Source organism: Rhizobium sp. Root149 (assembly GCF_001427345.1).
In the GTDB taxonomy this organism is placed as follows: domain Bacteria; phylum Pseudomonadota; class Alphaproteobacteria; order Rhizobiales; family Rhizobiaceae; genus Neorhizobium; species Neorhizobium rhizoryzae.
On sequence record NZ_LMGD01000022.1, the window covers coordinates 79,337 to 91,333 of the forward strand.

Sequence of the window (11,997 nt, forward strand, 5' to 3'; positions counted from 1 at the left end):
TGGAAATGCGTCAAACAGAGCAACTTCAGGCGTTGCGCCGCCGCCCTTCCATCAGGTCGAGAATGGCGCGGGCGGCATCCAGCACATTGGTGCCGGGACCGAAGACTGCAGCAACGCCGGAATCCAGCAGGAACTGGTAATCCTGCCGGGGAATGACGCCGCCCACCACGACAATCACCTCTTCCGCCCCCTTCGCCTTCAAGGCCTCGACGAGCTGCGGCGCCAGCGTCTTGTGACCGGCCGCCAGCGATGACATGCCGACCACTTGCACCTTTTCGGATACGGCAAGCGATGCCGCCTCTTCCGGTGTCTGGAACAGCGGACCGGCAATCACCTGAAAGCCGATATCGCCGAATGCAGAGGCAATGACCTTCGCACCGCGATCATGGCCATCCTGACCGAGCTTGGCGACCAGCATCTTCGGCTTGATGCCCGTTGCCTTGGCAAATTCCGAGAGACGCCCGGTCAGCGTCTGATATTCGGGATCATCCGCATAGGCCGGACCATAGATATCGCTCACCACTTCCGGCACGGCAGAGTGATCTCCGAAAACGGCGCGCATGGCATCGGAAATTTCACCGACACTTGCGCGGGCGCGGGCAGCCTCGACCGCCTTCTCCAGGAGATTGCCCTCTCCGGTTTCAGCGACCTTGGTCAGCGCTGCCAGTGCCTCCTCAACGCGTTTCGGATCGCGCTGGCGACGAATCTGCTCCAGCCGCTTGATCTGCGAATTGCGGACAGCGGTGTTGTCGATGTCGAGAATATCGATCGGCTCTTCATTCTCCAGCCGGTACTTGTTGACGCCGACGATGATCTCCTCGCCGCGATCCACACGCGCCTGCCGCCGGGTTGCCGCCTCCTCGATCAAGCGCTTGGGAAGACCATCAGCCACAGCCTTGGTCATGCCGCCCAGGGCCTCGACCTCTTCGATCAGCGCCCAGGCCTTGTCCGCCAGTTCCTTGGTCAGGCTCTCGACGTAATAGGAGCCCGCCAGCGGATCGACCACCTTGGTGACGCCCGTTTCATGCTGAAGAATAAGCTGTGTGTTGCGGGCAATACGCGCCGAAAACTCGGTCGGCAGGGCAATCGCCTCATCCAGCGCGTTGGTATGGAGAGACTGCGTGCCGCCCAGCACCGCCGACAGCGCCTCATAGGCCGTACGGATGACGTTATTATATGGGTCCTGCTCCTGAAGCGAGACGCCCGAGGTCTGACAGTGGGTGCGCAGCATCAGCGAGCCGGGCTTCTTGGGCTCGAACTCTTCCATGATGCGCGACCAGAGCAGGCGCGCAGCGCGAAGCTTTGCTGCTTCCATGAAGAAGTTCATGCCGATGGCGAAGAAGAAGGACAGGCGCCCGGCAAATTCATCAACGTTCAACCCACGCGCCAAGGCGGCCCGTACATATTCCCGACCATCCGCCAGCGTGAAGGCCAGTTCCTGCACCAGCGTCGCGCCCGCTTCCTGCATGTGATAGCCGGAAATCGAGATGGAGTTGAAGCGCGGCATTTCCTTGGCCGTATAGGCGATGATATCCGCAATGATCCGCATGGAAGGCTCCGGCGGATAGATGTAGGTGTTGCGAACCATGAACTCCTTCAGAATATCGTTCTGAATGGTGCCCGAGAGCAGATCCCGCGAAACGCCCTGCTCCTCCCCCGTCACGATGAAGTTCGCGAGGATCGGAATGACCGCGCCGTTCATGGTCATGGAAACGGAGATATCCTGTAACGGAATTCCGTTGAACAGGATCTTCATATCCTCGACCGAGTCGATCGCCACGCCCGCCTTGCCGACATCGCCGACGACGCGCGGATGATCGGAATCGTAGCCGCGGTGGGTGGCAAGGTCGAAGGCGACGGACACACCCTGCTGACCGGCAGCCAGCGCCTTGCGATAAAACGCATTGCTTTCCTCAGCGGTCGAAAAGCCCGCATATTGGCGGATCGTCCAGGGGCGCCCCGCATACATGGTGGCGCGAGGACCGCGCACGAAGGGTTTGAAGCCCGGCAGGCTTTCCAGATGCTCGACGCCGTCAAGATCTTCCGCCGTGTAGAGCGGCTTCACCGGAATGCCTTCCGGCGTGTTCCAGATGAGCTTGTCCGGTGATGCTTTTAGTTCCTTCTCGGCCAGCACCTGCCAGTCGGCAACGGTTTTCTTGCTCATCGGGCTGATCCTCCAGAGGCCGACATCACAGTCAGCGCGGCGTTGAGATTGACGAAATTGCTACTCAGTAGCATATTGAGCGCATTTTTCACGGGAGCCTTGAGCCATGACCGTAAAAGCATCCGTATCCATTTCCGACCAGCAAGACGCCTTTGCCCGCCGACTGGTTGAAGAAGGCCGCTATTCAAGCGTGAGCGCCGTAGTGCAGCAGGGGCTGGAGCTGCTGCGCGAGCAGACGGAGATGAAGGAAGCGGAATTGGCGGCTCTGCGGGGACTAATCGAAGAGAGAAGCAAGGGGCCTTTCCTGAATGCGGAGGAAAGCAGCCGCCGTATTGATGCGTTGATTGCACGCAAGAAAGCAGAATATGGTTTTTGAGCTGTTCCGGGCCCCTGCAGCGGACCAAGACCTCAACCTGACTTTCGAGCATCTTGTCGAGTCCTATCTCTCTCTTGGAGATGACTTGCAGGACGCCGTTGCACGTGCCGCCGCGCGCTTGAAAGCTATAGACAGTGATATGCTGGCGCTTGTTCGTGCTCCGCACCAGGGGAGTCTGCGGCATCAGATTTCGCCTGGATTGCGACAGGTGACCAAGAATCGCACGATTTTCTATTTCAAAGTCGATGAAGCAAGGCAGGAAGTGAAGGTCTTGGCGGTATTTTTCCGTGGCCAAGACCACGAGAAGCACATCCTCAAACGGCTTGGCAAAACGTTCGGCGACGCTTGACCACTTTTCCAAACCGTTAGATCCCATCTTACTCGAACTCCATGATCAGTTCGTCCACCGCCAAACTCTGACCGGCACTGGCGGCAACACGCTTCACCACGCCACGACGCTCGGCTTTCAGCACGTTTTCCATCTTCATGGCTTCGACGGTGGCGAGCGTCTGACCGGCTTCCACCGTGTCACCCACCTTCACCGCGACGCCGGTAATGACGCCCGGCATGGGGCAGAGCAGCATCTTCGAGGTATCCGGCGGCAGCTTGACCGGCATAAGCTTTGCCAGTTCCGCCACACGTGGGCTACGCACACGCGCCGACACATCCATGCCGTTGGCGCGCAGGCGGATAGCAGATCCGACGAGATCCACCTTCACGCCCAGCTTTTGCCCGTTCAGCAGGAAATGCGCGTGCGTCTGGCCCGGATGCCAGGAACCGGCGACCGTGACGCTTTCGCCACCTTCGTTGAACGTGACGACCTGCGCATCCGCACCGCTTGAAAGCGAAACGGCATGGCTGACATCGCCCAGCTGCACCACCCAGTCCTTGCCCACCTTGCGGGCATGGTTGCCGATGGTGCCGGAAATCTGCGCCGCACGGCTCTGCACATGGGCATTGATGACAGCAGCAATGGCGGCCAGTTTCTGCGAGGCACTTGCATCCGGCGTGACACCGGAGAAGCCTTCGGGAAACTCTTCCGCGATATAGGCTGTCGTCAGCTTGCCGGAACGAAAGCGCTCCTGCCCCATGACGGCAGAGAGGAAGGGCAGGTTATGACCGATGCCTTCCACCTCGAAATCATTGAGCGCCGCCTGCATGGCATCGATTGCCGCCTCGCGGGTCTCACCCCAGGTGCAGAGCTTGGCGATCATGGGATCGTAATACATCGAGATCTCGCCGCCCTCATAGACGCCGGTATCGTTGCGCACCACCGTGCCCTCAGCCTGCTTACCCTCGACAGGCGGGCGGTAACGGCTGAGACGGCCAATGGAGGGCAGAAAGTTGCGGAACGGATCTTCCGCATATAGGCGGCTTTCGATGGCCCAGCCGTTCAGCTTCACATCGTCTTGGAGCAGAGCAAGCTTTTCGCCCGAGGCAACGCGGATCATCTGTTCCACAAGGTCGATGCCGGTGACGAGTTCGGTCACCGGATGTTCCACCTGCAAACGGGTGTTCATCTCGAGGAAGTAGAACTTGTTGGCCTTGCCATCGACGATGAATTCCACCGTACCTGCCGAGTGGTAACCGACAGCTTTCGCCAAAGCCACGGCCTGTTCGCCCATGGCGCGACGGGTCTCAGGTGTGAGGAACGGCGACGGAGCCTCTTCGATAACCTTCTGGTTACGGCGCTGGATGGAGCATTCCCGCTCGCCAAGATAAAGGCAGTTACCGTGCTTGTCGCCCAGCACCTGGATTTCGATATGGCGTGGTTCGGTGACGAATTTCTCGATGAAGATGCGGTCGTCGCCAAACGCGCTTTTCGCCTCGTTCTTGGAAGACTGGAAGCCTTCGCGGGCTTCCGCATCGTTCCAGGCAATGCGCATGCCCTTGCCGCCACCGCCAGCGGACGCCTTGATCATGACCGGATAACCGATGGCTGCGGAAATCTTCACCGCCTCATCCGCATCTTCGATAAGCCCCATATGGCCGGGAACGGTGGAAACGCCCGCTTCCGCCGCAATTTTCTTCGAGGTGATCTTGTCACCCATGGCCTGAATGGCACCGACCGGTGGGCCAATGAAGGTTACGCCTTCCTTCTCCAGCGCCTCTGCAAACAGCGGATTTTCCGACAGGAAGCCGTAACCGGGATGCACGGCATCGGCACCGGTCTGGCGGATTGCATCCATAATCTTGTCGATGACGATATAGGACTGCGACGACGGTGCCGGACCGATATGCACCGCTTCATCGGCCTCACGCACATGCAGCGCATTCGCATCGGCATCCGAATAGACGGCGACCGTCTTGATGCCCATTTTCTTCGCCGTGCGAATGACGCGGCAAGCGATTTCGCCTCTGTTGGCAATCAGGATTTTCTGGATCGGCATCGTGTCACCCCTGACCTAAATCTTCAAAAGCACTCGGGAAATTTTTCCGCGCGGCGGCCTCGTTGATCTTCAACAGCGCCGTATAGGATGAGGGATCGAAGCCGCGTTCTGCGGCAACCACTTCCCGTCCGAACAGACGGCCAAGCCGCTCGCCATCCAGATTGCCGCGCTCGAAGGGTTCCGCTCCGAAAAACTGCCACAGCGCTTGCAGGAAACCGGCATCCGCCAGAGCCACTGTCTGGTCCATGGTACGATGGCGCGGCATGGCCGTGAGTTTGGTCACCTTGGAATTGGCGCGGCGCAGTGTGTACTGCCACTGCGTTCCGGGAAGCCCCAGCGGAAAACCGCGATGCTTTGGCATTTCAGGGGTCTTGGCCATGGCTCTAGACCTCAAACACATCTTCGAAGGATTCAGGGAAATTCTGACGCGCTACGCGTTCATTGATCTGCAGCAGCGCCTCGTAGGATTGCGGATCGAAATCCTTGTCGACAGGCACCACTTCGCGCCCGAACAGCAGGCTGAGGCGGGCGGCATCCAGATTGCCGCGCTCAAATGGCTGGTCGCCGAAATGATGCCACAGTGCATGCAGGAAGGCCGCATCGATGCGGTGTTCCTTGGTGCCGGGACGGGCCTTGCGTGGAATAGCCTTGAGCGGTGTCACGCCCTTCGGGTTGGCACGACGAATGGTGAACTGCACGCCGGTGCCCGGCATTCCTCCTGGAAAGCCTCGGTGTTTCGTCATTTCCGGCAGGTTGGCCACGGGCAGTCTCCAGTTGATTCTTATGTGTCGGCGGCCTGCCCGTTCCGAGGAAGAGGCAGGCCAATGTGTATGATCAGACGTTCAGACCGTTGAAGTCGGACGCATCGTGACGCTCAGGCAGGAAGGAACCCGGATCGCCCGAGGCCTTGTTGACGATGCCGCCGCGCTTGACACCGGGACGCGCCGCCAACTGCTTGGCCCAGCGCACCACATGTTCGTATTCAGCGGTTGACAGGAATTCGCCTGCATTCGGATAGGAGGAATCCAGTGCAAGGCGACCATACCAGGGCCAGATCGCCATATCGGCAATGGTGTATTCGCTGCCACCGACAAACTCATTCTCGGCCAACTGCCGGTTCAGCACATCCAGCTGGCGCTTGGTCTCCATGGCGTAGCGATCGATGGCGTACTGGATTTTCATCGGCGCGTAGGCAAAGAAGTGGCCGAAACCGCCGCCGACGAAAGGCGCTGAACCCATCTGCCAGAACAGCCAGTTCATGGCCTCGGCACGGGCCCGCAGATCGCCGGGCAGAAACGCGCTAAACTTTTCCGCCAGATAGACGAGAATGGAGCCGGATTCGAACAAGCGCACAGGCTCGCCGCCGCTTTTCGGCTGATGATCCATCAAAGCCGGGATCTTGGAATTCGGATTGACACCGACAAAGCCGGAACCGAACTGATCGCCCTTGCCGATATTGATGAGCCAGGCATCGTATTCGGCACCGGTGTGACCGGCTTCCAGCAGTTCTTCCAGCAGGATCGTGACCTTCTGGCCGTTTGGTGTGCCCAGTGAGTAAAGCTGCAGCGGATGCTTGCCGACCTTCAGTTCTTGCTCATGCGTGGACCCGGCGATGGGTCGATTGGTGCTGGCAAAGGCGCCGCCATTGCCAGGCTCCCAGGTCCAGACCTTGGGCGGTTCATAGCCGGCTGGCAGGTTCTTTTCCGGCGGAAATTTGGAATCACTCATGGAATTGAAATCCTTGTTTCAAGAGGCTGACGCCGTGGAGGAAGGGCGTAACCCGCAAGATATAAGTGTTCACACTGGATACGCGAGCCTCAAAGCGGGATCGTGTCGTGCTTTTTCCAATGGGTGTTAATCTGCTTGTTGCGCAGCGAGGCGAAAGCCCGCGCAATGCGGCGGCGCGACGAATGCGGCATGATTACCTCATCGATGAAGCCCCTTTCCGCCGCCACGAAGGGATTGGCAAACCGCTCCTCATATTCCTTGGTGCGTGCCGCGATCTTGTCCGCATCGCCAAGCTCGGAACGATAGAGAATTTCGGTTGCCCCTTTGGCTCCCATGACGGCAATTTCCGCACTCGGCCAGGCATAGTTCACATCAGCGCCAATGTGCTTGGAAGCCATCACGTCATAGGCACCGCCATAGGCCTTGCGGGTAATCAGGGTCACCATCGGCACGGTGGCTTCCGAATAGGCAAACAGCAGCTTTGCGCCGTGCTTGATCACGCCGCCATATTCTTGCGCCACACCCGGCAGGAAGCCCGGCACATCCACCAGCGTCAGGATCGGGATCGAGAAAGCATCGCAGAAGCGCACGAAACGCGCTGCCTTGCGCGATGCATCGATATCGAGGCAGCCCGCCAGCACCATTGGCTGGTTGGCGACGACGCCCACCGTCTGTCCTTCCAGACGGATGAAGCCGGTGACGATGTTCTTTGCAAAGGCTTCCTGAATTTCAAAGAAGTCACCCTCATCAGCAATCGCGTAGATGAGTTCCTTCATGTCGTAAGGCTTGGTAGGCGAATCCGGGATCAGGCTATCGAGCCGCATTTCCACCCGGGCCGGATCATCGAAGAAGGGCCGCACCGGTGGCTTTTCGCGATTGTTGAGCGGCAGGAAATCGAACAGCTGGCGTACTGCTTCCAGCGTCTCGATATCGTTTTCATAGGCCGCATCGGCCACGGAAGACTTCTTCGTATGGGTGGAAGCGCCGCCCAGCTCTTCCGCCGTCACGATTTCGTTCGTGACCGTTTTTACCACATCGGGGCCGGTGACGAACATGTAGGAGCTATCGCGCACCATGAAGATGAAATCCGTCATGGCAGGCGAATAAACAGCGCCACCCGCGCAAGGCCCCATGATGACCGAGATCTGCGGAATGACACCAGAGGCCTCCGCATTGCGGCGGAAGACTTCCGCGTAACCGGCCAGCGACGCCACGCCTTCCTGAATGCGGGCACCACCCGAATCATTCAGGCCGATGACCGGCGCGCCGACACGAACCGCCATATCCATGATCTTGCAGATCTTTTGCGCATGGGTTTCAGACAGCGATCCGCCAAGAACGGTAAAATCCTGGGAGAAAACGTAGACCTGCCGACCGTTGATCGTGCCCCAGCCGGTAACGACGCCATCGCCGGCTACCTTTTGGCTTTCCATGCCGAAATCGACGCAACGATGCGTGACATACATATCGTATTCTTCGAAGGAGCCTTCATCAAGCAACACCTCGATACGCTCGCGCGCCGTCAGCTTCCCCTTGGCGTGCTGCGCGTCGATGCGCTTCTGGCCGCCACCAAGGCGTGCCTCTGCCCGCCGTGCTTCCACTTCGCTCAAAACTGCGCGCAATGATGCCTCCCCTGAATTTGTCTTGCTCTTGTATCGCGTTGACCATGCAGGCGAAACATGGATTTTGGTTGAAGAGGTGGCAATGTGTAATCTATAAATATGCAAACTGCATTTTGCGAAGTTGCAAACTCATGGCGATTGGCAAGCTCTATATCGGTCGAAAAGTTCGGGATGTGCGGGAGGCGGCCCGTGCCACACAAAGCCAGTTCGCAGAACGGCTCGGGATCTCGACCAGCTACCTGAACCAGATTGAGAACAACCAGCGTCCCGTATCCGCTGCCGTTCTGCTGGCGCTGGCGGAAAAATTCGGTGTCAGCATTGCTGATCTCTCTTCCGGCGAAGGGGACCGTCTTCTTTCCGCCTTGTCTGAAGCCCTCTCCGATCCGTTGTTTGAAGGCTACACGGGCAGCCTGCAGGATCTGAAGCTGGTGACGCAGAACGCACCTGCCATTGCCCATGCGCTGATTGCCGCGCATCAGGCCTATCGCCGTTCTAGCGAACAACTGGCCAGCATGGATGACCGGCTGGGTCGCGCGGCGCTGAGCGAGACTACGCCCTACGACGAGGTGCGCGACTACTTCCATTTCGTGGACAACTACATTCACGAACTGGATATCCTGGCCGAGCGTCTGGCGGCCGAGATCGGCCTTGGCGGCGGGGACAACCACTCGGCCTTGCAGCACTTTCTGCTCAACCGTTTTGGTGTGCGTGTAGAGCGCACCTCCCTGAAGGACGAACTCATCCGCAGCTTCGATCCAGCCTCCCGTCGTCTCTCGCTGAACGCCTATGCGACGCCCGCCACTCGCGATTTCCAGATGGCGCTTCAGATTGCCCAGCTTTTCGCCGCAGAACCCATTGATCGCGCCGCCCGCGAGGCCGGTTTTCGGACAACCGAAGCGGTGGAAATCTGTCGCATTGGCTTACAGAACTATTTCGCCGGCGCCCTTCTTCTCCCCTACGAAAGCTTCCTGAAACGCGCCCGCGACCTGCGCCATGATCTCGACCTGCTCTCCGCCCATTTCGGCGCGAGCCTGGAACAGATCTGCCACCGGTTGAGCACGCTGCAAAGACCGGGGCAGAAGGGCATTCCCATTTTCTTCGCGCGGGTGGATCGGGCAGGAAACATCACCAAGCGCCACAGCGCCGCCAAGCTTCAGTTCGCTCGCTTCGGTGCCGCCTGCCCCTTATGGAATGTGCATCAGGCTTTCGAAATGCCGGGCCGCATTATCCGGCAACTGGCGGAAACGCCTGACGGGGTGCGATACCTCTGTCTCGCCACCCAGATTACCAAGGGCAGCGGCGGCTTTCGCGCCGTGCAACCGCGCTATGCGCTGGCACTCGGCTGCGAGATTTCCTATGCGGACAGCTTCGTCTATGCCGACGATCTGGATCTCGACAGCCGCGCAGCCTTCGAGCCCATCGGCATATCCTGCCGCATCTGCGAGCGCCACAACTGCCCGCAAAGGGCCATGCCCCCGCTCAAAAGCAGGCTGACGGTCGATCACGACAACCGTTCGATCGTGCCGTATCGGATTGTGTGAACGACAGAAGAAGGATTACAGGAGTTCATCTCCAACATCTGGTTTCGCAGCGGGAACGCGATCCAACACCGCCAGTGCTGCCTGAACATCCCCACGCTCGGCACGCTTTTTCATCGAGAGAATCGCCCTACGATGCCCTATCCCATCGGCGATGAAAGCAGAGAGCAACTGGTTCAATGAAACATTGTCTTCCGCAGCGGCTTGTTTGGCCTCTTCCATGACATGATCAGCCAAGCGAAGTGGATAAGTGCTCATATCATCTTTCTCCTTGTTGCGTACCGCTGCCAGAACTCCGCCGCACGCATCACCGACAACCCGAAGGCATGAACCGCAGGATGCTGAAAGTGTCTGTCGCTGGTGACAATGAGCTCAGCACCTGCTGAGAGCGCGCATTCGATGTAGATGTCGTCTTTCGGATCATCCAGAAACGGACGAAACCGAAAATAGGGTGATACGATGTGCGCCCGACTGAACAGCGCATCGAGAACAACATCAACCTCATTCATACGGAGCGCAGGAGGCTGACCTAAAAGACCAGAACGTTTCACAACATCCTCATATTCCAGAGCAACCGCGGGTGTCAGCGCAAACGCAATTTCGCCCGTGAGCATACAACGCAAAATCTGGTGTGACGCTCCTTGAGAAGAACGCAAGGCAGACAGAAACACATTCGCATCAACGACAATCATGATATCACATGTGATATTGAAAATAAAATATTTGGTATAAAAAAAGGACCGCGTCACCGCGATCCTCATTACCGTTATGCTCTATTGCGCGCCTCAGGCCACCGCACGCGCCAGTGCGCAACGCGACCAGAGCTGGTGCAGCGCACTGACCAGATGCTCGATATCGGCATCTGAATGCAGTGGTGTCGGCGTGATGCGCAGACGCTCGGTTTTGCGTGGCACCGTCGGGTAGTTGATCGGCTGAACATAAATGTCCGAGTGATCGAGCAGCAGATCCGAGATCCACTTGCACTTGGCCGCATCACCCACCATGACCGGCACGATATGGCTCGGGTTCATCATGTGCGGAATGCCACGCGCATCCAGCGAAGCGCGCAGCTTTCGGACGCGATCCTGATGACGAGCGCGCTCGAACGGGCTGTTCTTCAGGTGACGAATGGAGGCGACCGCACCGGCAGCAAGCGCCGGAGGAATGGCTGTCGTGAAGATGAAGCCGGACGCAAAGGAGCGAATGAAATCGCACACGGCATTGGAGCCCGTGATGTAACCACCCATAACGCCGAAGGCTTTGCCCAGCGTACCTTCGATGATGGTGATGCGATCCATCAGGCCTTCGCGCTCGGCAATGCCGCCACCGCGCGGACCATACATGCCAACGGCATGCACCTCGTCCAGATAGGTCATGGCGCCAAATTCATCGGCCAAATCGCAGATTTCCTTGATCGGCGCGATATCGCCATCCATGGAATAGACGCTCTCGAATGCGATGAGCTTCGGAGCCTTCGGATCCGCAGCGGCCAGCTTGGCGCGCAGATCATCCAGATCATTATGCTTCCAGATGACGCGTTCGCACTTGCCGAAGCGAATGCCTTCGATCATCGAAGCGTGGTTCAGAGCATCCGAGAAGATGATGAGACCCGGAATCTTCGCACCCAGCGTACCGAGCGTTGCCCAGTTCGACACATAGCCCGAGGTGAAGATCAGAGCCGCTTCCTTGCCGTGCAGATCGGCAAGTTCCTGCTCCAACAGAACGTGATAGTGGGTGGTTCCAGAAATATTCCGGGTGCCGCCAGCACCCGCGCCACAGTGATCGATCGCCTCATGCATGGCTGCAATCACAGCCGGATGCTGGCCCATGCCAAGATAATCGTTGGAACACCAGACGGTGACATCGCGTTTGCCTTCCGGAGTGTGGCGCGTTGCCCGCGGAAAGTTTCCACGGTGACGCTCGAGATCGGCGAACACGCGATAGCGGCCTTCCTGATGAAGGCTGTTCAGCTCGCCCTTGAAAAATGCCTCGAAATCCATTCTTACACTCCAGAACCTGCACCCCGTTTTGGGTGTTGAGGTTTGTCCCGTCAAGCCTGCAACCAGCGATTCCATGCCACCTGCGGCATTTGGCGCATTTTTTTGAATCATTCCAATATGAATTTATGAAAGCTGTCATAAGAAAAAATTGATTCACATCAAGCAGAGATAAAAAAGGG

At 58.4% G+C, this 11,997-nt stretch carries 12 protein-coding genes; 3 read left to right on the top strand and 9 right to left on the bottom strand.

Going from position 1 to position 11,997, the window contains the following annotated elements; translation table 11 throughout:
- Positions 1 to 25: 25 nt before the first annotated feature.
- A complete protein-coding gene (gene scpA / locus ASD54_RS18650; RefSeq protein WP_062556059.1) occupies positions 26 to 2,164 on the bottom strand; it encodes a methylmalonyl-CoA mutase in 2,139 nt (712 codons plus the stop codon).
- 106 nt (positions 2,165 to 2,270) lie between these two features.
- Here scpA and ASD54_RS18655 point away from each other — a divergent pair, with 106 nt between their 5' ends.
- The gene (locus ASD54_RS18655; protein WP_062556060.1) at positions 2,271 to 2,540 is read left to right on the top strand and encodes a type II toxin-antitoxin system ParD family antitoxin; all 270 of its coding nucleotides are present in this window, start codon (positions 2,271 to 2,273) and stop codon (positions 2,538 to 2,540) included.
- Entirely contained in the window at positions 2,530 to 2,889 is a 360-nt protein-coding gene (locus tag ASD54_RS18660; RefSeq protein ID WP_062556061.1) for a hypothetical protein, read from the top strand. The genes ASD54_RS18655 and ASD54_RS18660 overlap by 11 nt, the downstream gene beginning before the upstream one ends.
- 28 nt (positions 2,890 to 2,917) lie before the next feature.
- On the opposite strand, the gene ASD54_RS18665 is transcribed toward ASD54_RS18660, so the two are convergent.
- From ASD54_RS18665 to ASD54_RS18685, 5 genes are all read right to left on the bottom strand, one after another.
- A complete protein-coding gene (locus ASD54_RS18665) occupies positions 2,918 to 4,930 on the bottom strand; it encodes an acetyl/propionyl/methylcrotonyl-CoA carboxylase subunit alpha (protein ID WP_062556062.1) in 2,013 nt (670 codons plus the stop codon).
- 4 nt (positions 4,931 to 4,934) lie between these two features.
- On the bottom strand, positions 4,935 to 5,309 hold the full coding sequence (locus tag ASD54_RS18670) for a hypothetical protein (RefSeq protein WP_062556063.1): 375 nt from the start codon (positions 5,307 to 5,309) through the stop codon (positions 4,935 to 4,937).
- 4 nt (positions 5,310 to 5,313) lie between these two features.
- Complete coding sequence (locus tag ASD54_RS18675; protein WP_062556064.1) at positions 5,314 to 5,691, bottom strand: hypothetical protein; 378 nt, start codon at positions 5,689 to 5,691, stop codon at positions 5,314 to 5,316.
- A 73-nt stretch (positions 5,692 to 5,764) separates the two neighbouring features.
- Complete coding sequence (gene yghU, locus ASD54_RS18680) at positions 5,765 to 6,658, bottom strand: glutathione-dependent disulfide-bond oxidoreductase (protein ID WP_062556065.1); 894 nt, start codon at positions 6,656 to 6,658, stop codon at positions 5,765 to 5,767.
- 89 nt (positions 6,659 to 6,747) lie between these two features.
- Complete coding sequence (locus ASD54_RS18685) at positions 6,748 to 8,280, bottom strand: acyl-CoA carboxylase subunit beta (RefSeq protein WP_062556066.1); 1,533 nt, start codon at positions 8,278 to 8,280, stop codon at positions 6,748 to 6,750.
- A 131-nt stretch (positions 8,281 to 8,411) separates the two neighbouring features.
- Between ASD54_RS18685 and ASD54_RS18690 the strand changes: the two genes are divergently transcribed.
- Positions 8,412 to 9,821, top strand: coding sequence for an XRE family transcriptional regulator (locus ASD54_RS18690; RefSeq protein WP_062556067.1), 1,410 nt, complete (start codon positions 8,412 to 8,414; stop codon positions 9,819 to 9,821).
- Positions 9,822 to 9,836: 15 nt separating this feature from the next.
- On the opposite strand, the gene ASD54_RS18695 is transcribed toward ASD54_RS18690, so the two are convergent.
- Genes ASD54_RS18695 through hemA form a run of 3 tightly spaced genes read right to left on the bottom strand, consistent with a single transcriptional unit; the run spans position 9,837 to position 11,818 of the window.
- Positions 9,837 to 10,076, bottom strand: coding sequence for a hypothetical protein (locus tag ASD54_RS18695; RefSeq protein WP_062556068.1), 240 nt, complete (start codon positions 10,074 to 10,076; stop codon positions 9,837 to 9,839).
- The gene (locus ASD54_RS18700) at positions 10,073 to 10,579 is read right to left on the bottom strand and encodes a putative toxin-antitoxin system toxin component, PIN family (protein WP_244484795.1); all 507 of its coding nucleotides are present in this window, start codon (positions 10,577 to 10,579) and stop codon (positions 10,073 to 10,075) included. Before ASD54_RS18700 ends, ASD54_RS18695 begins: the two co-directional genes overlap by 4 nt.
- A 24-nt stretch (positions 10,580 to 10,603) precedes the next feature.
- Positions 10,604 to 11,818, bottom strand: coding sequence for a 5-aminolevulinate synthase (hemA, locus tag ASD54_RS18705; RefSeq protein WP_062556069.1), 1,215 nt, complete (start codon positions 11,816 to 11,818; stop codon positions 10,604 to 10,606).
- Positions 11,819 to 11,997 lie beyond the last annotated feature (179 nt).